Below are 25,458 nucleotides of genomic sequence, written 5' to 3'. Positions count from 1 at the left end.
GAAGGAGCACAAACACAATGGCCGATCGCGTCGTACTCGCCTACTCGGGCGGGCTGGACACCTCCGTCGCCATCAGCTGGATCGGCAAGGAGACCGGCAAGGAGGTCGTCGCCGTCGCCATCGATCTCGGCCAGGGCGGCGAGGACATGGAGGTCGTGCGCCAGCGCGCCCTCGACTGCGGCGCCGTCGAATCGATCGTCGTCGACGCCAAGGACGAGTTCGCCAACGAGTACTGCTTGCCCACCGTCCAGGCCAACGCGCTCTACATGGACCGCTACCCCCTGGTCTCGGCCATCAGCCGGCCGCTGATCGTCAAGCACATCGTGCAGGCCGCGCGTGAGCACGGCGGCACCGTCGTCTCCCACGGCTGCACCGGCAAGGGCAACGACCAGGTTCGCTTCGAGGTGGGCTTCGGCGCCCTCGCACCCGACCTCCAGGTCATCGCCCCGGTCCGCGACTACGCCTGGACCCGCGAAAAGGCCATCGCCTTCGCCGAGGAACACGGCCTGCCGATCAACGTCACCAAGCGCTCGCCGTTCTCCATCGACCAGAACGTGTGGGGCCGCGCCGTCGAGACCGGCTTCCTCGAGGACCTGTGGAACGCCCCCACCAAGGACGTCTACGACTACACCGAGGACCCCACCGCCCACTGGCAGGCACCCGACGAGCTGATCGTCAGCTTCGAGGCCGGCCGTCCCGTCGCCATCGACGGCAAGCACGTCACCGTCCTCGAGGCCATCCAGGAGCTCAACAAGCGCGCCGGTGCTCAGGGCGTGGGCCGCCTCGACATGGTCGAGGACCGCCTCGTCGGTATCAAGAGCCGCGAGATCTACGAGGCCCCCGGCGCCATCGCCCTCATCACCGCGCACCAGGAACTCGAGCACGTCACCGTCGAGCGCGAACTCGGCCGCTACAAGCGGCGCGTGGAGGAGCGCTGGAGCGAGCTGGTCTACGACGGCCTGTGGTTCTCGCCGCTGAAGCACGCCCTCGACGCGTTCATCAAGAACACCCAGGAGCGCGTCACCGGCGACATCCGCATGGTCTTCCACGGCGGCCACATCACCGTCAACGGACGTCGCAGCCCCGAGTCGCTCTACGACTTCAACCTCGCCACCTACGACGAGGGCGACAGCTTCGACCAGTCCAACGCCAAGGGCTTCGTGCAGATCCACGGCCTGTCCTCCAAGGTCGCCGCGAAGCGGGATCTGGGCCTCTAGCGATGACCGCTCACGGCACCAACGAAGGCGCCCTGTGGGGCGGCCGGTTCGCATCCGGACCGGCCGCCGCCATGGCGGCGCTGAGCAAATCCACCCACTTCGACTGGGCACTCGCCCCCTACGACGTCCGTGCCTCCAAGGCACACGCGCGGGTGCTGCACAAGGCCGGCCTGCTCAGCGATGCCGACCTCACCGCCATGCTCGACGGCCTCGACCGGCTCGCCACCGACGTCGCCTCCGGTGCGTTCACCCCCGCCGAGTCCGACGAGGACGTCCACGGCGCCCTCGAACGCGGGCTCATCGAGCGGGTCGGGCCCGAGGTCGGCGGCCGGCTGCGCGCCGGTCGCTCCCGTAACGACCAGGTCGCCACGCTGTTCCGGATGTGGCTGCGCGACGCGGCGCGACGTATCGCCGACGGGGTCCTCGCCGTCGTCGACGCCCTCGCCGACCAGGCCGCCGCCCATCCCACCGCCGTGATGCCGGGCAAGACCCACCTGCAGGCGGCGCAGCCGGTACTGCTCGCGCACCACCTGCTCGCCCACGCCCATCCGCTTCTGCGCGACGTACAGCGGTTGCGGGACTTCGATGCGCGTGCCGCGGTGTCCCCGTACGGTTCCGGAGCCCTTGCGGGCTCCTCTCTCGGCTTGGACCCCGACGCGATCGCGGCCGAGCTGAACTTCGACTCCGCCGCCGAGAACTCGATCGACGCCACCTCCTCGCGGGATTTCGCCGCCGAGGCCGCGTTCGTGTTCGCGATGATCGCGGTCGACCTTTCCCGCATGGCGGAGGAGGTCATCCTGTGGAGCACGCCGGAGTTCGGCTACATCACCCTCGCCGACGAATGGTCCACCGGCTCGTCGATCATGCCGCAGAAGAAGAATCCGGACGTCTCGGAGCTGACCCGGGGCAAAGCAGGCCGCCTCATCGGCAACCTCACCGGCCTGCTCGCCACCCTCAAGGCCCAGCCGCTGGCGTACAACCGGGACCTGCAGGAGGACAAGGAGCCGGTGTTCGACTCGGTCGCGCAGCTCGAGCTCCTGCTGCCGGCGATCACCGGGCTCGTGTCCACCCTGACCTTCCACACCGATCGCATGGCCGAGCTGGCACCGGCCGGGTTCACTCTTGCCACCGACATCGCCGAGTGGATGGTGCGCCAGGGAGTGCCGTTCCGGGTCGCGCACGAGGCGGCCGGCGCCTGCGTGCGCGCGGCGGAGGCACGGGGTGTCGGACTCGAGGACCTGACCGACGACGAACTGGCCGCGGTCGACGCCGCACTGACCCCGCAGGTACGTGAGGTCCTCACCGTGGAGGGCTCGATCGCCTCGCGCAACGCCCGCGGCGGCACCGCAGGCGTCCGGGTCGGTGAACAGCTCGACGGTGTCCGTACCGTCACCCGCGCGCTGCGGGACTGGGTACGCGGCTGACCGACGTGCTCGGCGAACGCCGCCATCGGGTCGACGTAATGTGGCAGGCTGTCATTCCTGACAGGGTCGACACACGCAGAACTCGGCGGATGGGAAGAGGTTCGTGGCACTGGGCGGTGGATCGGTGATTGGGCCCCTGCGACGTGTGGTGGCGACCGCGCAGAACGGCCTCGAGGTGATCCGTCACGGCGGCCTGGAAACGGGGGCGACACCCTCCCCGTTCCAGGTCGTCGAGCGGACCGGCATGTACAGGCTGCGGCACTACTACCCGGAATCCGACGCTGCCGAGAACGGCGCTCCCGTGGTGATGGTTCCCCCGATGATGATGTCGGCGGACGTGTACGACGTCACTCGTGAGACGGGAGCGGTCGGCATCCTGCACTCGATGGGCCTCGATCCCTGGGTGGTCGACTTCGGTTCCCCGGACCGGGAGGAAGGCGGGTGGGACCGCACCCTTACCGATCACATCATCGCCCTCGACGAGATCGTCGACCACGTACACGACTACACCGGCCGTGACATCCACCTCGCCGGGTACTCGCAGGGCGGGATGTTCTGCTATCAGGCCGCGGCCTACTGCCGTAGTCGGCACGTCGCGAGCCTGATCACCTTCGGCAGCCCGGTGGACACCCTGGCCGCGCTGCCGTTCGGGATCCCGGAGGGCGTCGCGGTCCGGGCGGCCGACTTCCTCGCCGACCACGTCTTCAACCGTCTCGCCATCACCGGTTGGATGGCCAAGACCGGCTTCCAATTCCTCGACCCTGTCAAGACGGTCCGGTCGCGCATCGAGTTCCTCATGCAGCTGCACGACCGGGAAGCCCTTCTGCCACGCGAACCTCAGCGCCGCTTCCTCGACACCGAGGGTTGGGTGGCCTGGTCCGGCCCCGCGGTGGCCGAACTGCTGCGCCAGTTCATCGTGCACAACCGCATGGTGAGCGGCGGATTCGTCATCAACGACCGCGCTGTGAGCCTGGCCGAGATAACTTGTCCGATCCTCGCGTTCGTCGGCGAGGTGGACGACATCGGCCAGCCCCTCGCAGTGCGCGGCATCCGAAAGGCCGCCCCCCGGGCTCAGGTGTTCGAATATTCGCTACGCGCAGGGCATTTCGGACTAGTCGTGGGTGGCACCGCGGCGCGGCAGACCTGGCCCGCCGTCGGCGAATGGGTGCAGTGGCGTGAAGGACACGGCGACCGACCGGTCGGCATCGGCCGGATGGCCATCCCCGAACTCCACGCGGAAGGGGAGACCGGGGTGTCCGTCGCGACCCGGCTCACCCACACCGTCGCGACCATCGCAGAGGTCGGCGTGGAGGTCGGCAAGGGCATCGCCGATCTGGCGTCGGAGACGGTGCGCGGCGCGCGGGAGCTGTCGGGGGAAGCCGCCCGGGCACTACCGCGACTGGCCCGTCTCGGACAGATCCAGCCCCGCACCCGGATCTCCCTTGCCGGTGTCCTCACCGAGCAGTGCCGCAAGGGGCCGCACCGCGAGTGCTTCATCTACGAGGACCGCGTCTACACCTTCGCCGACGTCAATCGCCGGATCGACAACGTAGTGCGCGGACTGGTGCACTGCGGCGTGCGTCCCGCCGCTCACATCGGCATCCTGATGGACACCCGTCCCAGCGCTATGGCCGCGGTCACGGCCGTCTCCCGGATCGGCGCGGTGTCGGTCCTGCTCCCACCCGGGCCCGACCTCGACGAAGCGATCCGGTTGGGTGGTGTCCAGAAGATCATCACCGACCCCGAGAACCTCGATCGGGCACTCGCCACGGGGATTTCGACCCTGGTACTCGGCGGTGGCAGCATTCGCGAACTCGACATCGCGCCCGGTGCAGACGCCGTCGATCTCGAGCACCTCGACATCACCACGATCGAACTCCCCGGCTGGTATGCCCCCGATCCCGGTGTCGCGCGGGAACTTGCGTTCCTCCTGTTCACCGGGAGTGGTGAGACCCTGGAGATGCGTCAGATCTCCAACCACCGATGGGCGCTCTCCGCCTTCGGGACCGCCACCGCCGCCGCGCTCGGCCGCGGCGACACGGTCTACTGCCTTGCCCCGCTTTATCATTCGTCCGGTCTGCTGGTCAGCTTCGGCGGCGCACTCGCGGGTGGCTGCCGAATAGCGCTGTCCCACGGTCTCGATCCCGCGCGCTTCAGCGAGGAAGTTCACCGCTACGGCGTCACCGTCGTCACCTACACCTGGGCGATGATGAGGGACATCCTCGACAGCCCCGCGCTGCACATCGACGAGATCCATCCGGTCCGCCTCTTCATCGGCTCGGGCATGCCTCCCGGACTGTGGCGGCGGACCCTCGACCGTTTCGCTCCCGCACAGGTGCTCGAGTTCTATGCCTCCACCGACGGCGAGGTCGTCCTCGCCAACGTCTCGGGTGCCAAGATCGGGTGCAAGGGACGACCGTTGCCCGGCAGCGCCGAGGCGCGTTTGGCCACCTGGGATCCCACGACCGGGCGCCTGGTGGAGGATGCGCGGGGCTTCGTCCGCGAAAGCGCGGACGGCGAGGTCGGACTCCTGCTCGGGCGGCCCAGTGCCTCGACCGAAACACTGCCCGGTGTCATGCGGGGAGTGTTCGAAGTCGGCGACGTATGGGTGCCTACCGAGAACCTCTTCCGTCGAGACCAGGACGGTGACTACTGGCTGCTCGACAGCAAGCACACTGTCATCCGCACCCCGCACGGACCGGTATACGGCCAGCCGGTGGCAGACGCTCTCGGTAGTATCCCGAAGGTCGATCTCTGCGTCGTCTACGGTGTGCGCACCGCCGACACCGAAGTCGCCGTGGCCGCCTGCACTCTGCGCGAGAACCGCGCGCCGAGCGCCGCCGAGATCACCGCGGCACTCGACGCAGTCCCCGCCTCGGAACGACCCGATCTCGTGCATGTCGTGCCGCACATCGAACTCGGGCCCACATTCCGGCCCGTGCCCGGCGATCTGCCGGCGCGAGGCCTGCCGAAGCCGACGGTGCGGTCGTGGTTCGCCGATCCCGACACCGGAACCTACAAGCGGTTCACCAAAGCAGTCGCGGTGAGATTTGCCGGCGTCGGCGCTGGTCCGGCGCCGGGCGCACGGTAGCGTGGGCCCGTCCGACCCCACAACACCGTCGAGAGGACAACCGTGGCTGTCGATCCCATGTTGCTGAGCATCCTGGCCTGCCCGCAGGACAAGGGGCCGCTGCTCCTCGTCGACGATTCGGTCCTCTACAACCCGCGGTTGCGCCGGGCATATCCGATCGAGAACGGCATTCCCGTCCTCCTCGTCGACGAGGCGCGAGACGTGACCGACGCCGAACACGAGGACTACCTCGCGCGCGGCGTGGCCGGTTGGACCGAGGACCCGGTGACGGACTGAACGTGGCGTTCGAGCGGCTCACCGCGGTCGACCCGCTGAAGGCGGCGCACACGATCCTCGGTGCCACGCTGTGTGCGGGCGGAGTAATCCTGCGGATCACGGAGGTGGAGGCTTACGGGGGGCCCGAGGACGGTCCCTGGCCCGATCCCGCGGCGCATTCCTACCGGGGGCGTACGCCTCGGAACGCGGTGATGTTCGGTCCCGCCGGTCATCTCTACGTCTACCGCAGCTACGGGCTGCACCACTGCGCCAACATCTCGGTCGGCCCCGACGGAGTGGCTGCGGCGGTGCTGCTGCGAGGCGCGGAAGTCGTTGCGGGAGAGGAAACCGTTCGCGCCCGGCGAACGGCCGGGACTCCCGCGTCGAACCTCGCCCGCGGACCTGGCAACCTCGCCGAGGCGCTGGGGCTGACTCTCGCGGACAACGGGATCGACGTACTCGACGACGGTGCCTCGGTGAAGCTCACCCTGGGAGACGCCGATCGGGTCGCGGCGGGACCCCGCGTCGGGATCAGCGTCGCGGCCGAGCGGCCGTGGCGACTGTGGATCCCGGGGGCCGTGGGAGTGTCGGCCTACCGGCGCAGCCCGCGCGCGCCGGCCGCTCCGGGCCGGATGGGATGATCGAGCAGTGACTGAGCACATCCTCGACGAACTGACCTGGCGCGGGCTGATCGCCCAATCGACCGACCTCGACACACTCCGCCGCGACCTCGACGCGGGCCCGGTCACGCTCTATGCCGGCTTCGACCCCACCGGCCCCAGTCTGCATGCGGGTCACCTCGTGCCGTTGCTCGCACTGAAGCGCTTTCAGCGGGCGGGCCACCGGCCGATCGTGCTGGCGGGCGGCGCCACCGGCATGATCGGAGACCCGCGCGAGGTAGGGGAGCGGACCATGAACTCGGCGGACACTGTCGCCGAATGGGCCGAACGCATCCGCGGGCAGCTCGAGCGGTTCGTCGACTTCGACGATTCCCCGACGAGCGCGATCGTCGTGAACAACGCCGACTGGACCTCGTCCCTCAGCGTCGTAGACTTCCTCCGCGATGTCGGCAAGCATTTCTCCGTCAATGTCATGCTCGCGCGCGACACGGTGAAACGGCGGCTCGAGGGCGACGGCATCTCGTACACCGAATTCAGCTACATGCTGCTGCAGGCCAACGACTACGTGCAGTTGCGTCGTCAGCACGGGTGCACTCTGCAGGTGGGTGGATCGGACCAGTGGGGCAACATCATCGCGGGCGTCGAGCTCAACCGGCGGACCGACGCCGCCGCAGTGCATGCGCTCACCGTCCCGCTTGTCACCTCGGCCGACGGAAAGAAGTTCGGTAAGTCCACCGGCGGCGGAAGCCTGTGGCTCGATCCGCAGATGACCACCCCCTACGCCTGGTACCAGTACTTCGTCAACGCGGCGGACGCCGATGTCGTGAAGTACCTGCGGTGGTTCACCTTCCTGGATCGAGACGAACTCGCCGACCTCGAGACCGCGACGGCCGAGCGGCCGCATGCGCGCGAAGCGCAGCGCCGCCTTGCAGCCGAGATGACGACGCTTGTCCACGGAGAGGCGAACACCCGCGCGGTCGAGCTTGCGAGCCGGGCGCTGTTCGGGCGTGGCGAGCTGGCGGAGCTGGACGAGGCAACCCTTTCCGCCGCGCTGGCGGAGGCCTCGGTCGCGGAAGTGCACGACGGGCAGCCCGACACGATCGTGGACCTGCTCGTCGCGACGGGTCTGTGCGAGAGCAAGGGTGCTGCCCGGCGCACGATCAAGGAGGGCGGCGCCTCGGTCAACAATCAGCGCATCGCGTCCGAGGACTGGGTCCCGTCGAATGCGGATCTTCTGCACGGTCGCTGGCTCGTTCTTCGGCGAGGCAAGCGCAACTTCGCCGGCGTCCGCATCCGACGCGGCTGACGAGAACCTCTTCGCCCGCTGACGGGCCCCTGACCTGCGGGTTTGACGGCCCGTTAGCGGTGGCGTAACTTTGTCGTCGTTCGAGCGACACGGACACCAACCCGGACCGAGAGGTACGGAAATTGGTTGCGTCCTGATCGGTCGAACGGCCGACACGAAGATCGCAGACGCTACTTGCGTAGGCGAACTCGGAGTGTTAGGATAGAACGGTTGCCCCGGAGCCTGACGCGAGAGCGTCAGGTGATGGTGTGTGCGTGTTCTTTGAGAACTCAACAGTGTGCCGATGAATGTCAGTGCCAAATATTTTTGGTGCGGCCGCCCCGCAGTCTTGTGGGGTGGTTGTTGCTGGACATCGCATTCTTCCGTCTGTGATGGTCCAGTGTTTTTGCTAGTTTGAGTTTTTTTGCTAGTGATTCGGCTCTACGCTTATGGCTGATCAGCCCTTCGGGGTTTGGTTGAGAGTCTTCAACGGAGAGTTTGATCCTGGCTCAGGACGAACGCTGGCGGCGTGCTTAACACATGCAAGTCGAACGATGAAGCCCAGCTTGCTGGGTGGATTAGTGGCGAACGGGTGAGTAACACGTGGGTGATCTGCCCTGCACTTCGGGATAAGCCTGGGAAACTGGGTCTAATACCGGATAGGACCTTCTGCCGCATGGTGGGGGGTGGAAAGGTTTTCCGGTGCAGGATGGGCCCGCGGCCTATCAGCTTGTTGGTGGGGTAACGGCCCACCAAGGCGACGACGGGTAGCCGGCCTGAGAGGGCGACCGGCCACACTGGGACTGAGACACGGCCCAGACTCCTACGGGAGGCAGCAGTGGGGAATATTGCACAATGGGCGCAAGCCTGATGCAGCGACGCCGCGTGAGGGATGACGGCCTTCGGGTTGTAAACCTCTTTCAGTACCGACGAAGCGCAAGTGACGGTAGGTACAGAAGAAGCACCGGCCAACTACGTGCCAGCAGCCGCGGTAATACGTAGGGTGCGAGCGTTGTCCGGAATTACTGGGCGTAAAGAGCTCGTAGGCGGTTTGTCGCGTCGTCTGTGAAAACCCGCAGCTCAACTGCGGGCTTGCAGGCGATACGGGCAGACTTGAGTACTGCAGGGGAGACTGGAATTCCTGGTGTAGCGGTGAAATGCGCAGATATCAGGAGGAACACCGGTGGCGAAGGCGGGTCTCTGGGCAGTAACTGACGCTGAGGAGCGAAAGCGTGGGTAGCGAACAGGATTAGATACCCTGGTAGTCCACGCCGTAAACGGTGGGCGCTAGGTGTGGGTTTCCTTCCACGGGATCCGTGCCGTAGCTAACGCATTAAGCGCCCCGCCTGGGGAGTACGGCCGCAAGGCTAAAACTCAAAGGAATTGACGGGGGCCCGCACAAGCGGCGGAGCATGTGGATTAATTCGATGCAACGCGAAGAACCTTACCTGGGTTTGACATACACCGGACCGCCCCAGAGATGGGGTTTCCCTTGTGGTCGGTGTACAGGTGGTGCATGGCTGTCGTCAGCTCGTGTCGTGAGATGTTGGGTTAAGTCCCGCAACGAGCGCAACCCTTGTCCTGTGTTGCCAGCAAGTCAAGTTGGGGACTCGCAGGAGACTGCCGGGGTCAACTCGGAGGAAGGTGGGGACGACGTCAAGTCATCATGCCCCTTATGTCCAGGGCTTCACACATGCTACAATGGCCGGTACAGAGGGCTGCGATACCGCGAGGTGGAGCGAATCCCTTAAAGCCGGTCTCAGTTCGGATCGGGGTCTGCAACTCGACCCCGTGAAGTCGGAGTCGCTAGTAATCGCAGATCAGCAACGCTGCGGTGAATACGTTCCCGGGCCTTGTACACACCGCCCGTCACGTCATGAAAGTCGGTAACACCCGAAGCCGGTGGCCTAACCCCTCGTGGGAGGGAGCCGTCGAAGGTGGGATCGGCGATTGGGACGAAGTCGTAACAAGGTAGCCGTACCGGAAGGTGCGGCTGGATCACCTCCTTTCTAAGGAGCACTTCTCCCGTCGAGGGTTCACACAGGTGAAGTCCTCTCGGGCAGAGACTGTTTCGTTCCCACATGTGGAACGGCAGGAGCTCATGGGTGGAACGCTGGCAACCATCACCGCGCCGGCGGGGATCACATGTTCCCGTCGCGGTGGTTATATCGGTGCACTGTTGGGTCCTGAGAGAACACGCAATGTGTTTTGTCAGCGACGATGACCTGCGAAACAAGGAACTGGTTTTCTTGCGGTAGGGGTTGTTGTGTGTTGTTTGAGAACTGCACAGTGGACGCGAGCATCTTTGTTGTAAGTGTTTATGAGCGTACGGTGGATGCCTTGGCACCAGGAGCCGATGAAGGACGTGGGAGGCTGCGATATGCCTCGGGGAGCTGTCAACCGAGCTGTGATCCGAGGATTTCCGAATGGGGAAACCCAGCACGAGTGATGTCGTGTTACCCGCGCCTGAATATATAGGGCGTGTGGAGGGAACGTGGGGAAGTGAAACATCTCAGTACCCACAGGAAGAGAAAACAACATGTGATTCCGTGAGTAGTGGCGAGCGAAAGCGGAAGAGGCTAAACCGCGGGTGTGTGAGAGCTGGCAGGCGTTGCATCCGTGGGGTCGTGGGGCCCTTCTTCCCATCACTGTCATGGTGGGCGAGAGTAAGAAACCGGTGTGTTAGTCGAAGTGGTCTGGAACGGCCTGTCGTAGAGGGTGAGAATCCCGTAGACGAAAACACGCCGGCTCTCGTGGAGGGTACCCGAGTAGCAGCGGGCCCGTGAAATCTGCTGTGAATCCGTCGGGACCACCCGATAAGCCTGAATACTCCCTGGTGACCGATAGCGGACTAGTACCGTGAGGGAAAGGTGAAAAGTACCCCGGGAGGGGAGTGAAATAGTACCTGAAACCGTGCGCTTACAATCCGTCGGAGCCTTCGAGCAGTTTGGTCTGCTGGGGGTGACGGCGTGCCTTTTGAAGAATGAGCCTGCGAGTTAGTGGCATGTCGCGAGGTTAACCCGTGTGGGGTAGTCGTAGCGAAAGCGAGTCCGAACAGGGCGTATCAGTGGCATGTTCTAGACCCGAAGCGGAGTGATCTACCCATGGCCAGGGTGAAGCGACGGTAAGACGTCGTGGAGGCCCGAACCCACTTAGGTTGAAAACTGAGGGGATGAGCTGTGGGTAGGGGTGAAAGGCCAATCAAACTCCGTGATAGCTGGTTCTCCCCGAAATGCATTTAGGTGCAGCGTCGCGTGTTTCTCACCGGAGGTAGAGCTACTGGATGGTCTAGGGGGCCCACAAGCTTACCGAAATCAGCCAAACTCCGAATGCCGGTGAGTGAGAGCGCGGCAGTGAGACTGCGGGGGATAAGCTTCGTAGTCGAGAGGGAAACAGCCCAGATCGCCGGCTAAGGCCCCTAAGCGTGTACTAAGTGGAAAAGGATGTGGGATCGCTGAGACAACCAGGAGGTTGGCTTAGAAGCAGCCACCCTTGAAAGAGTGCGTAATAGCTCACTGGTCAAGTGGTTCTGCGCCGACAATGTAGCGGGGCTCAAGTACACCGCCGAAGCCGCGGCACTCACATGAGTCTGCTCGAATCCTGCGGGGTTCGAGCCAGATGTGTGGGTGGGTAGGGGAGCGTCGTGCCGCCGGGGAAGCGCCGGAGTGATCCAGGTGTGGAGGCGGCGCGAGTGAGAATGCAGGCATGAGTAGCGAAAGACGAGTGAGAAACTCGTCCGCCGAATGACCAAGGGTTCCTGGGCCAGGTTAATCCGCCCAGGGTGAGTCGGGACCTAAGGCGAGGCCGACAGGCGTAGTCGATGGACAACGGGTTGATATTCCCGTACCCGTGTGAACGCGCCCCTGGTGAATCAGTGATGCTAACCGTCCTGAAGCCGGCCGGTTCCTTCGGGAATCGGTTGTGTGGATGCACGGGACCCGATCTGGTAGTAGCCAAGCGATGGGGTGACGCAGGAAGGTAGTGGGGCCGGTCAGTGGTTGCACCGGTGTAAGCCTGTAGGGCGTGACATAGGCAAATCCGTGTCGCACACAGCCTGAGAGGTGATGCGTAGCCGAATGAGGCGAATTCCATGATCCTATGCTGCCGAGAAAAGCCTCTAGCGAGCTTTCACACGGCCCGTACCCCAAACCGACACAGGTGGTCAGGTAGAGAATACCGAGGCGATCGAGAGAACTGTGGTTAAGGAACTCGGCAAAATGCCCCCGTAACTTCGGGAGAAGGGGGACCACGCCCGGTGACCGGACTTGCTCCGTGAGCTGGGGGTGGTCGCAGAGACCAGAGAGAAGCGACTGTTTACTAAAAACACAGGTCCGTGCGAAGTCGTAAGACGAGGTATACGGACTGACGCCTGCCCGGTGCTGGAAGGTTAAGAGGACCGGTCAGCGGAGCGATCCGCGAAGCTGAGAATTTAAGCCCCAGTAAACGGCGGTGGTAACTATAACCATCCTAAGGTAGCGAAATTCCTTGTCGGGTAAGTTCCGACCTGCACGAATGGCGTAACGACTTCTCTGCTGTCTCAACCACAGACTCGGCGAAATTGCATTACGAGTAAAGATGCTCGTTACGCGCGGCAGGACGAAAAGACCCCGGGACCTTCACTACAGCTTGGTATTGGTGTTCGGTTCGGTTTGTGTAGGATAGGTGGGAGACTGGGAAGCCCGCACGCCAGTGTGGGTGGAGTCGTTGTTGAAATACCACTCTGATCGTATTGGACCTCTAACCTCGGACCCTGATCGGGTTCAGGGACAGTGCCTGGTGGGTAGTTTAACTGGGGCGGTTGCCTCCCAAAATGTAACGGAGGCGCCCAAAGGTTCCCTCAGCCTGGTTGGCAATCAGGTGGCGAGTGCAAGTGCACAAGGGAGCTTGACTGTGAGACCGACAGGTCGAGCAGGGACGAAAGTCGGGACTAGTGATCCGGCACCGGCATGTGGAAGCGGTGTCGCTCAACGGATAAAAGGTACCCCGGGGATAACAGGCTGATCTTCCCCAAGAGTCCATATCGACGGGATGGTTTGGCACCTCGATGTCGGCTCGTCGCATCCTGGGGCTGGAGTAGGTCCCAAGGGTTGGGCTGTTCGCCCATTAAAGCGGCACGCGAGCTGGGTTTAGAACGTCGTGAGACAGTTCGGTCTCTATCCGCCGCGCGCGTTAGAAACTTGAGGAAGGCTGTCCCTAGTACGAGAGGACCGGGACGGACGAACCTCTGGTGTGCCAGTTGTCCCGCCAGGGGCACGGCTGGTTGGCTACGTTCGGAAGGGATAACCGCTGAAAGCATCTAAGCGGGAAGCCTGTTCCAAGATGAGGTTTCTCACCCCCTCGAGGGGGTAAGGCCCCCGGCAGACCACCGGGTTGATAGGCCGGAACTGGAAGTGCGGCAACGCATGCAGGTGACCGGTACTAATAGGCCGAGGACTTACCACGAAGAAGCTACGCGTCCACTGTGCGGTATCTGAAACAGCACACTCGATTCACACGCTTTCCGTGAATCGAGTGAGGGCGAAGCCCCCCAGAAAAGGGGGGGAACAGCGTTCACTCGATCATTCACGAGCGAAGCGAGTGTGTGTCGTTTCGCAGAGTTACGGCGGCCATAGCGACAGGGAAACGCCCGGTCCCATTCCGAACCCGGAAGCTAAGCCTGTCTGCGCCGATGGTACTGCACCCGACAGGGTGTGGGAGAGTAGGACACCGCCGAACACCCGTTCACGAGAGGGGACCCACCTGGTGGGTCCCCTCTCGTTGTTTTTCATGAAAGGATTTTTCTGTGTCCGACAACAGTGGTGAGCGTCGATCCTTCCGGGGTGGAGGGTTCACTCCCAGGTCGGGACGCGGAGACGGTGGCGAGCATCGCCAAGGCGCCGACCGGGGACAGGAGCGCCGACAGGGATCTCCGGGCCGGCCGGACCGTCCCGGCGACGACCGCACTTTCCGTGGGCAACGTCGAAACGAGGGCGCAGGAGGGCACGGGAACGATTCCCGAGGCAGCGGCCGTCCGGAGCGAAGCCGCAGTGACCGCCCGGCGGGAGACCGGCCGGACCGCCCCTACGGTGAACGTCGTGACGACCGACCCCGCACCGAGGGCCGGCATCGGGCCGCGAACGACGATCGCCGCACCGACGATCGCCGCACCGACGATCGTCGCACCGACGATCGTCGCACCGGTGAGCGCAGGGACGACCGGACCCGGGACGATCGGCGCGCAGGCGCGTCCCGCTCCGGTCACGGACCCGAGCGTCGGGACGGCGGTGCTCCGCGTCGCCGCGGCGGCGAAGGCGGTTTCGGCCCGGGCCGGGGTCGCGAAGGTGCTCCTGCTGCGCGTCGCGACTCTCGTCCGGACGAGCCGGATCTTCCCGAAGACGTCGAAGCGTCCGAACTGGATCCGACCATCCGCCGGGATCTGCTGAGCCTGGACAAGTCGAACGCCAATGCGGTGGCCCGGCACCTGGTCATGGCCGGCCGCCTCATCGACGACGACCCCCGTGTCGCGCTGGCACATGCGCGTGCTGCGCGGCAGCGCGCCGGCCGCATCGCCGTGGTCCGGGAGGCAGCGGGCATCACGGCCTACCACGCCGGCGAATGGGCCGAGGCGTTGTCCGAGTTGCGCGCCGCCCGCCGGATGGCCGGTGGACCCGGATTGCTGGCGGTCATGGCGGACTGCGAGCGCGGACTCGGCCGGCCGGAACGGGCAATCGAGCTGGGCCGCAGTGACGAGGCTCGTGCGCTGACCGGAGACGAGGCCACCGAGCTGCGCATCGTCGTCGCGGGTGCCCGGATGGATCTGGGACAGTTCGACCAGGCGGTGGTCACCCTTCAAACGCCGGAACTGGACGCCTCACGCACCGGACCATCCGCCGCACGGCTGTTCTACGCGTATGCGGACGCGCTCGTGGCAGCGGGACGCACCGAGGACGGATTGAAGTGGTTCCTCAACGCCGCTGCCGCGGATCTGGACGGGGACACCGACGCCGAGGAGCGCGTCGCCGAACTCACCGGAGAGGATCAGTGACAGGTACGGGTGCGTCGTTGCGGACCCACTACGACGTCCTGCTGCTCGATCTGGACGGCACCGTCTACCGCGGCGCCGAAGCGGTCCCGGGTGCCCGTGAGGCATTGTCCGACGGCGCCGAGCGGTTGTTCTACGTCACCAACAACGCGAGCCGCCGCCCGGGGGAGGTCGCCAAACACCTGCGCGAACTCGGTTTCGCGGCTGACGAGTCGAACGTGGTCACCAGCTCCCAGTCCGCGGCCCGGCTGCTGGCGGAGCGGGTGCCGGCCGGCGCGCCGGTGCTGGTGGTCGGCACCGATGCCCTCGTCGACGAGGTCGCCGGCGTCGGGCTGGTGCCGGTACGCTCCGCCGATGCCGAACCGGTGGCGGTCGTGCAGGGGCATTCCCCGGAAACCGGATGGGCGATTCTCGCCGAGGCGACACTCGCACTGCGCTCCGGCGCGCTGTGGGTGGCGACGAACGTCGACTCGACGCTGCCCACCGAGCGAGGTCTGGTGCTCGGAAACGGCTCCATGGTCGCGGCCCTGAGGTCGGCGACCGGACGTGAGCCGCTGGTGGCCGGCAAACCGGCCGCACCGCTGCTCGAGGACGCTGTCGTGCGCAGCGGTGCCTCGCGTCCGCTCGTGGTCGGCGACCGGCTCGACACCGACATCGCCGGCGCGAATGCCGTCGGTGTCGATTCGCTGCTGGTGCTGACCGGTGTGAGCACGGTCGCGGACCTGCTCCGCGCCCCGGCGGAGCAACGTCCCACTTATGTTGCGGACTCGCTCGCGAGCCTCGACAGCGAGGCAGCCGTGCTGCGGCCGGGTACGCGCGAGCCCTACACGGTGTCGTTCGACGGCCGGGACGTGCATCTGGCCCCACAGCCGGCCGCAGATCCGATGGCCGCGCTTCGTGCCGTGCTCGACGTCGCCTGGTCCCACCCCGGCTTCGGCCGGGTCGTGGCGACGGACGACCTGGTGGCACGGTGGGGAATGCCCCGCTGAGACCGTTCTGCGCGGTGTGCCGGTTCGTCACCGGCATGCACTAGCGTGGTCGATGATGAGCACGTCGATACCACGCCCAGGCGATCACCTTCCAGGCTCCCATCCGGGTATGGATCCGCGGTCGATCCACACCGACGTCGAGGGGCTGCTCGCGCGTGCCCGCGACACCGCCGTCGACGCGGCCGATCCGTCCGAGATCATCCCGCGGCAGGCGCAGCTGCTCGAGCAGGCACACGATCTGCTCGTCCAGGCGCTCGCCACCGTGGACAAGATCTGACGTGGCCCGGCGAGCGCGAGTCGACGCGGAGCTGGTACGCCGGGGCCTCGCCCGGTCCCGCGAGCACGCCGGCGAACTGATCGCCGCGGGGCGGGTCCTCGTCCACGGCACCGTCGCGACGAAGCCTGCGACCCAGGTCGATCCCGGGGCGCCCCTGTTGGTCACGGAGGTGGCCGACGAGGTGGAGTGGGCGTCACGAGGTGCCCACAAGCTGCTCGGCGCCCTCGAGGCGTTCACCCCCCAGGGACTCCGGGTCGCCGGTCGGCGGTGTCTCGACGCCGGGGCCTCCACCGGGGGCTTCACGGACGTGCTGTTGCACGAGGGCGCCCGGGAAGTCGTCGCCGTGGACGTGGGCTACGGCCAGCTGGTGTGGCGCCTGCAGTCCGACGACCGGGTCCACGTGATCGATCGAACAAACGTGCGTAACATCGATGCGGATGCGATCGGGGGACCGGTCGAGCTGGTGGTGGCGGATCTGTCGTTCATCTCGCTGAAACTGGTGCTTCCGGCGTTCGTGCGGTGTGTGACTGCGGGCGCGGATCTGCTGCCCATGGTCAAACCGCAGTTCGAGGTGGGGAAGGAGCGAGTGGGCAGTGGCGGTGTCGTCCGGGATGCGACGTTGCGCACCGAGGCGGTCCTCGGTGTCGCTCGCGAGGCTCAGACTCTCGGGCTGCGTACCCTCGGGGCGGTGGCCAGTCCGCTGCCCGGACCTTCCGGCAATGTCGAGTACTTCCTGTGGTTGCGCGCCGGAGAACCGGGCCCGGCCGAACCGGACACGGAGATGGTCGAGCTGGTCGAACGAGCCGTGCAGGAAGGACCCCAGTGACCACAGATAGTGCAGCGCCCGGCCCGGAGCGCGCGAGCCGCGAGGTCCTGCTCGTGTCCCACTCGGGACGGGTCGAGATCGCCACGACGGCACAGCGCACGGCGAAGATCCTCGGCGACGCGGGCATCGGGCTGCGGGTGCTCGACGACGAGGTCGCCAGCACCGGTCTGGGTCCCCTGGCCGGACCGGAGGGACGGGTCCGCATCGTCGAACCCGGACCGGAGGCCGCCCGGGGCTGCGAGATGGTGATCGTGCTCGGCGGCGACGGCAGTTTCCTGCGGGCCGCCGAACTGGCCCAGTGCGCGACGGTACCCGTGCTCGGAATCAACCTGGGGCGCATCGGTTTCCTCGCCGAGGCCGAGGCCGAGCACCTCGAGGAGGCGCTGGCACAGGTGGTGCGCCGCGAGTACCGGGTCGAGGAGCGGATGACGCTGGACGTGGCGATCCGGGTCGACGACGTGATCGTCGACCGGGGGTGGGCGCTCAACGAGGCCAGCCTCGAGAACAAGTCCCGCCTGGGCGTGCTCGAGGTGGTACTCGAGGTCGACGGGCGGCCGGTGTCGGCGTTCGGATGCGACGGCGTGCTGATCGCCACCCCGACCGGCTCGACCGCCTACGCGTTCTCCGCCGGCGGCCCGATCGTCTGGCCGGAACTCGAAGCGTTGCTGGTGATTCCCAGCAACGCCCACGCCCTGTTCGCCCGGCCCCTGGTGACCAGCCCGGAATCGCTGATCGCCGTGGAGACCCTCGCCGGCAGCCACGACGGGCTCGTGTTCTGCGACGGCCGCCGCACCCTCGATCTGCCCGCGGGAGGACGGCTCGAGGTGGTCCGCGGCAAGCATCCCGTGCGATGGGTGCGCCTGGACTCGGCGCCGTTCGCCGACCGCATGGTGCGCAAGTTCGATCTTCCGGTGAAGGGCTGGCGGGGAAGGAGACTGTGAGGTGCTTGCCGAGATCCGGATCGACAACCTGGGGGTCATCTCCGAGGCGGGCGCCCAGTTCCACGGCGGTCTGACCGTCCTGACCGGTGAAACCGGAGCCGGCAAGACCATGGTCGTGACCAGCCTGCATCTGCTGTCGGGGGTGCGCGCCGACCCGTCCCGCGTCCGTGTCGGCGCCGCCCGCGCCGTCGTGGAGGGTCGGTTCTGCATCGACGCCGACGGTGGTTCGCGCGCGGCGGGCGCAGTGCCCAGCCACGTCGAGCGGGAGGTGGCACGCCTGCTCGAGACGACCGGCGCCCAGCGTGACGAGGACGGCAGCATCATCGCGGTCCGCACCGTCGGCAGCGACGGCCGCTCCCGCGCCCACCTCGGCGGTCGCAGTGTCCCGGTGGGGGTGCTCTCGGAGTTCACCGATCCACTGCTGACCGTGCACGGCCAGAACGATCAGCTGCGGCTGCTGCGACCCGACCAGCAGCGCGCCGCGCTCGACCGGTTCGCCGGCAAGACGATCACGTCGCTGCTGGCGACGTACCAGGAACACCGCCGGCGCTGGCTGACCGCACGGGACGAGCTGATCGAACGCACCGAGAAGTCCCGCGAACTCGCGCAGGAGGCGGACCGCCTGCGGTTCGCGCTCGACGAGATCGACGCCGTCGACCCGCAGCCGGGGGAGGACACCCGGATCGTGGCCGAGGTGCGCCGGCTCGGCGACCTCGATTCGCTGCGGGACTCCGCGCAGGGGGCCCAAGCCGCCCTCGCCGGCGGCGACGACGTGGGCGGCGCGGCGGCGCTGGATCTGCTCGGGGAGTCCCGGGCGCGCCTCGAAGCGGCCGAGGACCCCGCGCTGCGCGAGCTCGGGCCCCGGCTCGACGAGGCCATCGCCGTGGTCACCGACGTCGCGGGCGAGCTGTCCGGGTACCTGTCGGACCTGCCGTCCGATCCCGGCGCCCTCGAGACGCTGCTCGGCCGCCAGGCCGAGCTGAAATCGCTCACCCGCAAGTACGCCGCCGACATCGACGGTGTGCTCGCGTGGGCCCGCGACGCCCGGGAACGGTTGTCGCGGATCGACGTGTCCGCCGATGCGGTCGCCGAGCTCGCCGCACGCGCCGATCGCGAGGCCACCGCGACCGCCGAAGCCGCCACCGCTCTCTCCGCCGCCCGCAGGAAGGTTGCCGACAAGCTCGCGAAGGCGGTGAGCAAGGAACTCTCCGGCCTGGCGATGGGACGGGCGAGCCTGGACGTGCAGGTGCGGGACCGGGAGGCGGGACCGCAGGACAGCGCCCCTCTCGAGGTCGGCGGGCGCTTGCTGCACGCCGGCACGTCGGGTGTCGACGACGTCGAGTTCCGGCTCGCTGCGCACAGCGGCGCCCGGTCCCTGCCGATCGCCCGCAGCGCCTCCGGCGGCGAGCTCTCCCGCGTGATGCTCGCGCTCGAGGTGGTGCTGGCCGGATCCGAACGCGGCGCCACGATGGTGTTCGACGAGGTCGACGCGGGGGTCGGCGGTCGCGCGGCGGTCGAGATCGGCCGGCGCCTGGCCCGGTTGTCGCGCACGCATCAGGTGATCGTGGTCACCCATCTGCCGCAGGTCGCTGCGTTCGCCGACACCCACCTCGTCGTCGACAAGGTCGACGACGCCGGCGGTGTCGTCAGCAGCGGGGTGCGCACCCTCACCGACACCGAACGAGTCGCCGAACTCGCCCGTATGCTCGCCGGTCTCGGCGACACCGAGACGGGCCGGGCCCACGCCGAGGAACTGCTCGCCACCGCGCACGCCGAACGACGGGGCTGATCCCGCCCCGGCGCGCCTCCGTTGCCCGGCCGCGGCCCGGGTTCATCATCGATGCCATGAAGATGCCGGCGCTGCTGTCACGCAATAACGAAACGTTGCCCGGAGTGAGCGGCATTGCCCGGGTCGACAAGAACCAGGCCAAGCTCCTGCGTCGGGTCGGTCCCGGCGACATCGTCGTTCTCGACGCCGTCGACATGGACCGTGTCACCGCCGACGCGCTCGTCGAGGCGGGGGTGACCGCCGTGATCAACGCCTCCACGTCGATCACCGGACGCTACCCGAACCTGGGTCCCGAGGTGCTCGTCGCCAACGGCATCGCCTTGATCGACAACACCGGTCCCGAGGTGTTCAAGAAGATCAAGGACGGCGCCAAGGTCCGCCTGCACGAGGGCGGGGTCTATTCCGGGGAGCGGCTGCTGATCCAGGGCGAGGAGCAGACCGAGACCGAGATCTCCGACCGCATGATCGAGGCGAAGACCGGTCTGGTCGACCACCTCGAGGCGTTCTCGGGCAACACCATCGAGTTCATCCGCTCGGAGAGCCCGCTGCTCATCGACGGGGTCGGAGTGCCCGACGTCGACGTGGACCTGCGCGACCGGCACGTGGTGGTGGTCGCGGACGGACCGGACCACGAGCAGGACCTGAAGAACCTCAAACCGTTCATCAAGGAGTACTCGCCCGTCCTCGTCGGTGTCGGCACCGGCGCCGACACGCTCGTCCGGGCCGGGTACCGCCCGGATCTGATCGTCGGCGACCCGGACGAGATCGGCACCGAGACCCTCAAGTCCGGCGCCGAGGTGGTGCTGCCGGCCGATCACGACGGTCACGCACCCGGTCTCGAACGGATTCAGGACCTAGGCATCGGCGCGATGACGTTCCCCGCCACCGGTGCCCCCGCCGACCTGGCGCTGCTGCTGGCCGACCATCACGGCGCCGCCCTCATCGTCACCGTCGGCAGCACCGTTTCGCTCGACGAGTTCTTCGACCAGGGCCGCCGTGACAGCAACCCGTCGGCGTTCATGACCCGGCTGAAGGTGGGGCCGAAACTGGTCGACGCCAAGGCCGTCGCCACCCTCTACCGCAGCCGCGTCTCCGGCGGGGTGATCGCCCTGCTGGTATTCGCCGCGTTGATCGCCGTGATCGTCGCCCTGATCGTGTCCAACCTCGGCGGCGACGTCGTGGACTGGGCCGTGCAGAGCTGGGACAGCCTCGTGGTGTGGGTGCAGGGGCTGACCGCGTGATCTCGTTGCGTCACCACGCAATATCGATCGCAGCAGTCTTCCTCGCCCTGGCCGTGGGCATCGCCCTCGGTTCCGGGCTGTTGTCGGACAGCGTCGTCACCGGGTTGCGCGACGACCGGTCCGAGTTGCAGCGCCGGCTGCAGGACGCCGAGGACCGCGCCAACGCGCTCACCGAGCAGCTCAACGCGGCGGACAGCTTCGACGCCGCGGTGTCCGGCCGCGTCGTACGCGACACGCTCGCCGGCCGCACGGTGCTCATGATCGCCACCCCCGACACCGACCCCGCCGACCTGGACGCGGTGATCCGCACCGTGGAAGCCGCGGGCGCCGCCGTGACCGGCCGGATCTCGCTGACCGAGTCCTTCGTCGACGCCGCGGGCGCCGACCAATTGCGCACCACCGTCACCAACGTCGTGCCCGCCGGGGTGCAGTTGCAGACCGGCGCCGTGGACCAGGGCAGCCTGGCCGGAGACCTGCTCGGCGCCGTGCTGCTCGTCGATCCGGCGAACGCGCAACCGCGCAGCACCCCCCAGGAACGCGACCTCGCCCTGTCCACGCTGCGCGGCGGCGGATTCGTCGCATACGACGACGGGACCGTCGAGCCCGCGCAGGCCGCCATCGTCGTCACCGGCGACGGGAAGGCCGGGGCCGAGGCTGGCGGCAACCGCGGTGCGCTGCTGGCCCGCTTCACCGCCGCGCTCGACTCCCGCGGCGCCGGCACGGTCCTGGCCGGACGGCCCGGCGCCGCCGTCGGCAACGGGGCCGTCGCCGTGGTGCGGGCCGACGCGGCGCTGTCGGCCGGTCTGTCCACGGTCGACACCGTCGACCGCGAATCCGGCCGTATCACCACGGTGCTGGCGCTGCAGGAACAACTCGCCGGGGTGTCCGGCCGGTACGGAACCGGGCCCAACGCCGGCGCCGTCACCGTCGGAACCGCCGCCCGTTGACGTGCGCGGCACGGCGGCCGGTGTGATCCCCGTCCGATCCGGGCGAGTCGTGCACGCGGGACCCGCGACAGGTGTTACCGTGAAGTTCCGTGGGTCGTGCAGGCCCCAGTAGTTCCGCCATCAGTCCGAAGTCCTGCACCAGACGTCACGGGAGCTTCTTTGCCACAGTCACGCCACTCGCGTACCGCCACCAAGCACATCTTCGTCAGCGGGGGCGTCGCCTCCTCGCTGGGCAAGGGGCTGACGGCATCGAGCCTGGGCGCTCTTCTCACCGCGCGCGGAATGCGCGTGACCATGCAGAAGCTCGACCCCTATCTGAATGTCGATCCGGGCACCATGAACCCCTTCCAGCACGGCGAGGTCTTCGTCACCGAGGACGGCGCCGAGACCGACCTGGACGTGGGCCACTACGAACGCTTCCTCGACCGCGATCTCAACGCCGCCGCCAACGTCACCACCGGCCAGATCTACTCCACGGTCATCGCCAAGGAGCGGCGCGGCGAGTACCTCGGCGATACCGTCCAGGTGATCCCGCACATCACCGACGAGATCAAGAACCGGATCATGGCGATGGCCGGCCCCGACAAGGACGGCAACGTTCCCGATGTGGTCATCACCGAGATCGGGGGCACCGTCGGCGACATCGAGTCCCAGCCCTTCCTCGAAGCGGCGCGCCAGGTCCGCCACGACGTCGGTCGCGGCAACGTCTTCTTCCTGCACGTCTCCCTCGTGCCCTACCTGGCGCCGTCGGGTGAGCTCAAGACCAAGCCCACCCAGCATTCGGTGGCGGCGCTGCGCAACATCGGCATCCAGCCCGACGCGCTGGTGCTGCGCTGCGATCGGGAGGTCCCGGCAGCCCTCAAGGCGAAGATCGCGCTGATGTGCGACGTGGACGTCGACGGCTGCATCTCCTGCCCCGACGCCCCGTCGATCTACGACATCCCCAAGGTCCTGCACCGCGAAGGCCTGGACGCCTACGTCGTCCGCCAGCTCGGCCTGCCGTTCCGGGACGTGGACTGGACCGTGTGGGGGGATCTGCTCGACCGGGTGCACCAGCCGCGCGAGACCGTGCGGGTCGCCCTCGTCGGCAAGTACGTCGACCTGCCCGACGCCTACCTGTCGGTCACCGAGGCGCTGCGGGCCGGTGGGTTCGCGCACCGCGCCAAGGTCGACATCCGCTGGGTACCCTCCGACGACTGCGAAACCGAGGCCGGCGCCCAGGCCGCACTCGGCGACGTGGACGCGGTCCTGATCCCCGGGGGCTTCGGCATCCGCGGCATCGAAGGCAAACTCGGCGCGATCCGCTACGCCCGCACCCGCAAGATCCCGCTGCTCGGCCTGTGTCTGGGCCTGCAGTGCGTGGTCATCGAAGCGGCCCGCTCGGTCGGCATCGCCGACGCGAACTCCGCCGAATTCGACCCCGACACCACCCATCCGGTGATCTCCACGATGGCCGATCAGGAGCAGGCCGTTGCCGGAGAAGCCGACCTGGGCGGCACGATGCGGCTCGGCTCCTACCCGGCCGTGCTCACCAAGGGTTCGGTCGTCGCCCGTGCCTACGGCAGCGAACGGGTCTCCGAGCGGCATCGCCACCGCTACGAGGTCAACAACGCCTACCGGGACCGGATCGCCAAGTCGGGGCTGGCCTTCTCGGGCACCTCCCCGGACGGGCATCTCGTCGAGTTCGTCGAATACCCCGCCGACGTGCACCCGTTCTTCGTGGCCACCCAGGCACATCCCGAACTCAAGAGCCGACCCACCCGGCCGCACCCGCTGTTCTCCGCATTCGTCGCGGCCGCGATCCGGTACAAGGCCGCCGAGCGGCTGCCCGTGGACGTGCACGGCGACGACGCCGACCACGCCCGGGTCGACGGCGGCGACGCGGTGGCGACCGTGTCCGAGGACGCCACCGTGTCCGAGAACGCCACCGCCGGCGGGAAGTAGCCGACCGTGACGCAGCGACACGAGTTCCGGACGCTGTCCACGCGCCGGATCCACACCGGCGCCATCGTGTCGCTGCGTGTGGACCGGGTCGCCATGCCCGACGGGCACGAGGCCGAGCGGGAGGTGGTCGAACACCACGGCGCCGTCGCGATCGCCGCGGTCGACGCACAGGATCGGCTGATCCTCATCCACCAGTACCGCCACCCGCTCGGCCACCGCCTCTGGGAGCTGCCCGCCGGGCTGCTCGACGCGCCCGGCGAGGACCCGCTCGACGCGGCCCGCCGGGAACTCACCGAAGAGACCGGCCTGGCCGCCGCCCGCTGGGACCTGCTCGTCGACCTCGCCCTCTCCCCGGGATTCACCGACGAGGCCGTGCGCGTATACGCGGCCCGGGACCTGTCCACGGCCGACCGGCCCGACCCCGAACACGAGGAGGCGGACCTCGAGATCCGCCGCGTCCCCGTCGACGAGGCCGTCGCCATGGTGCTCGGCGGACAGATCGTCAACGCCACCGCGGTCGCCGGAATCCTCGCTCTCGCCGCCACCCGCCGCGACGGGGGAGCCCTGCGCCCGGCCGACGCGGAGTGGCCCGACCGGCCCCGCGCCCTGCTGCGCACCAAGAGCCTGGGGAACTGACGCCGTGCTGGCCCGGCAGCTCGATGCCTACCTCGACCACCTCACCGTCGAACGCGGGGCCGCCCCCAACACCCTCGCGTCCTACCGTCGGGACCTGACCCGATACCTCGAGCACCTCACCAACCTCGGCATCGACGATCTCGCCGAGGTGCGTGAGGAACACGTCGGCGACTTCGTGACCGCGCTGCGCCGCGGCGACCTCGAACGCGGCAGGCCCGCCCTCGCCGCGAGCTCCGCCGCCCGAGCCCTCGTCGCCGTGCGCGGTTTGCACCGCTTCGCCACCACCGAAGGGCGCACCCCCGTCGACGTCGCCCGCGCCGTCAAACCCCCCGCCGCGGGCCGGCGTCTGCCGAAGGCCCTGCCGGTCGCCGACGTATCGGCCATCCTCGACGCCGCAGGCACCAGCGCCGACGGTCCACGAGACCTGCGCGACCGGGCGCTGCTGGAACTGCTGTACTCCACCGGTGCGCGCATCTCCGAGGCCGTCGGCCTCGACGTCGACGACCTCGACACCACCCACCGGTCGGTGCTGCTGCGCGGCAAGGGCGGCAAGCAACGCGTCGTACCCGTCGGCCGTCCCGCCCTGGCCGCCGTCGACGCCTACCTGGTCCGCGGCCGCCCCGCCCTGGCCACCGGACACACCCCGGCCCTGTTCCTCAACGCCCGAGGTGGCCGACTGTCCCGGCAGAGCGCCTGGCAGGTACTGCAGACCGCCGCCGGCCGGGCGGGAATCACTGCCGCCGTCTCCCCGCACACCCTGCGCCACTCCTTCGCCACCCACCTCCTCGACGGCGGCGCCGACGTGCGCGTGGTCCAGGAACTCCTCGGCCACGCCTCGGTGACCACCACCCAGATCTACACGCAGGTCACAGCCGGTGCGCTGCGCGAGGTATGGGCCGGGGCCCACCCCCGCGCCCGGTAGCGGCCGCCACGGCAGGGCGTGTCCACGGCGCCA

Annotated in this window: 17 protein-coding genes and 3 rRNA genes; all 20 read left to right on the top strand. The window is 67.7% G+C overall.

The window, feature by feature from the left end:
- The first annotated feature begins 17 nt into the window (after positions 1-17).
- Positions 18-1,217 (top strand): argininosuccinate synthase, encoded by a 1,200-nt coding sequence (locus ACM26Y_RS13395; RefSeq protein WP_003937975.1) that lies wholly within the window; start codon positions 18-20, stop codon positions 1,215-1,217.
- Between the two features lie 2 nt (positions 1,218-1,219).
- Positions 1,220-2,641 carry an argininosuccinate lyase gene (argH, locus tag ACM26Y_RS13390; RefSeq protein WP_416061143.1) on the top strand — a complete coding sequence of 474 codons (1,422 nt, stop codon included), beginning with the start codon at positions 1,220-1,222 and terminating at the stop codon, positions 2,639-2,641.
- Between the two features lie 127 nt (positions 2,642-2,768).
- Complete coding sequence (locus ACM26Y_RS13385) at positions 2,769-5,732, top strand: AMP-binding protein (RefSeq protein WP_416063669.1); 2,964 nt, start codon at positions 2,769-2,771, stop codon at positions 5,730-5,732.
- 42 nt (positions 5,733-5,774) lie between these two features.
- Positions 5,775-6,008 (top strand): Trm112 family protein, encoded by a 234-nt coding sequence (locus tag ACM26Y_RS13380; RefSeq protein ID WP_054374152.1) that lies wholly within the window; start codon positions 5,775-5,777, stop codon positions 6,006-6,008.
- A gap of 2 nt (positions 6,009-6,010) precedes the next feature.
- Entirely contained in the window at positions 6,011-6,628 is a 618-nt protein-coding gene (locus ACM26Y_RS13375; RefSeq protein WP_289381928.1) for a DNA-3-methyladenine glycosylase, read from the top strand.
- 7 nt (positions 6,629-6,635) lie between these two features.
- Positions 6,636-7,913, top strand: a complete 1,278-nt coding sequence (gene tyrS / locus ACM26Y_RS13370) for a tyrosine--tRNA ligase (RefSeq protein ID WP_003937980.1) — start codon at positions 6,636-6,638, stop codon at positions 7,911-7,913.
- Positions 7,914-8,378: 465 nt separating this feature from the next.
- Positions 8,379-9,901, top strand: a 16S ribosomal RNA gene (locus tag ACM26Y_RS13365).
- A 299-nt stretch (positions 9,902-10,200) separates the two neighbouring features.
- Positions 10,201-13,334 (top strand): 23S ribosomal RNA (locus ACM26Y_RS13360).
- A gap of 156 nt (positions 13,335-13,490) precedes the next feature.
- Positions 13,491-13,607 (top strand): 5S ribosomal RNA (gene rrf, locus ACM26Y_RS13355).
- Together the 16S, 23S and 5S rRNA genes form the textbook arrangement of a ribosomal RNA operon.
- 67 nt (positions 13,608-13,674) lie before the next feature.
- Positions 13,675-14,916 carry a hypothetical protein gene (locus ACM26Y_RS13350; protein WP_416061142.1) on the top strand — a complete coding sequence of 414 codons (1,242 nt, stop codon included), beginning with the start codon at positions 13,675-13,677 and terminating at the stop codon, positions 14,914-14,916.
- On the top strand, positions 14,913-15,902 hold the full coding sequence (locus ACM26Y_RS13345) for an HAD-IIA family hydrolase (RefSeq protein WP_416061141.1): 990 nt from the start codon (positions 14,913-14,915) through the stop codon (positions 15,900-15,902). The genes ACM26Y_RS13350 and ACM26Y_RS13345 overlap by 4 nt, the downstream gene beginning before the upstream one ends.
- Before the next feature lie 109 nt (positions 15,903-16,011).
- Complete coding sequence (locus tag ACM26Y_RS13340; protein ID WP_003937303.1) at positions 16,012-16,179, top strand: hypothetical protein; 168 nt, start codon at positions 16,012-16,014, stop codon at positions 16,177-16,179.
- A 1-nt stretch (position 16,180) separates the two neighbouring features.
- Positions 16,181-17,005, top strand: coding sequence for a TlyA family RNA methyltransferase (locus tag ACM26Y_RS13335; RefSeq protein ID WP_003937302.1), 825 nt, complete (start codon positions 16,181-16,183; stop codon positions 17,003-17,005).
- Positions 17,002-17,946, top strand: coding sequence for an NAD kinase (locus ACM26Y_RS13330; RefSeq protein ID WP_003937301.1), 945 nt, complete (start codon positions 17,002-17,004; stop codon positions 17,944-17,946). The genes ACM26Y_RS13335 and ACM26Y_RS13330 overlap by 4 nt, the downstream gene beginning before the upstream one ends.
- Position 17,947: 1 nt before the next feature.
- Complete coding sequence (gene recN, locus ACM26Y_RS13325) at positions 17,948-19,735, top strand: DNA repair protein RecN (protein ID WP_371383326.1); 1,788 nt, start codon at positions 17,948-17,950, stop codon at positions 19,733-19,735.
- A gap of 56 nt (positions 19,736-19,791) precedes the next feature.
- Positions 19,792-20,976 (top strand): putative cytokinetic ring protein SteA, encoded by a 1,185-nt coding sequence (gene steA / locus ACM26Y_RS13320; RefSeq protein ID WP_003937299.1) that lies wholly within the window; start codon positions 19,792-19,794, stop codon positions 20,974-20,976.
- A complete protein-coding gene (locus tag ACM26Y_RS13315; protein ID WP_003937298.1) occupies positions 20,973-21,923 on the top strand; it encodes a copper transporter in 951 nt (316 codons plus the stop codon). Before steA ends, ACM26Y_RS13315 begins: the two co-directional genes overlap by 4 nt.
- A 159-nt stretch (positions 21,924-22,082) precedes the next feature.
- Positions 22,083-23,867: a CTP synthase gene (locus ACM26Y_RS13310; protein WP_416061140.1), complete on the top strand. Its 1,785-nt coding sequence runs from the start codon at positions 22,083-22,085 to the stop codon at positions 23,865-23,867.
- A 6-nt stretch (positions 23,868-23,873) separates the two neighbouring features.
- Complete coding sequence (locus ACM26Y_RS13305) at positions 23,874-24,503, top strand: NUDIX domain-containing protein (protein WP_416061139.1); 630 nt, start codon at positions 23,874-23,876, stop codon at positions 24,501-24,503.
- 4 nt (positions 24,504-24,507) lie between these two features.
- Positions 24,508-25,425 (top strand): site-specific tyrosine recombinase XerD, encoded by a 918-nt coding sequence (xerD, locus tag ACM26Y_RS13300; RefSeq protein ID WP_416061138.1) that lies wholly within the window; start codon positions 24,508-24,510, stop codon positions 25,423-25,425.
- The last annotated feature ends 33 nt before the right edge of the window (positions 25,426-25,458 follow it).

This window comes from Rhodococcus indonesiensis (assembly GCF_047782815.1).
Classification (GTDB): domain Bacteria; phylum Actinomycetota; class Actinomycetes; order Mycobacteriales; family Mycobacteriaceae; genus Rhodococcus; species Rhodococcus indonesiensis.
This window is presented reverse-complemented; position numbering and strand designations above follow the sequence as displayed.

Bases quoted from the DNA above. Each gene is read 5' to 3' on its own strand.
- steA (WP_003937299.1), top strand. From the start codon at position 19,792: ATGAAGATGCCGGCGCTGCTGTCACGCAATAACGAAACGTTGCCCGGA.
- argH (WP_416061143.1), top strand. From the start codon at position 1,220: ATGACCGCTCACGGCACCAACGAAGGCGCCCTGTGGGGCGGCCGGTTC.
- ACM26Y_RS13395 (WP_003937975.1), top strand. From the start codon at position 18: ATGGCCGATCGCGTCGTACTCGCCTACTCGGGCGGGCTGGACACCTCC.
- ACM26Y_RS13340 (WP_003937303.1), top strand. From the start codon at position 16,012: ATGGATCCGCGGTCGATCCACACCGACGTCGAGGGGCTGCTCGCGCGT.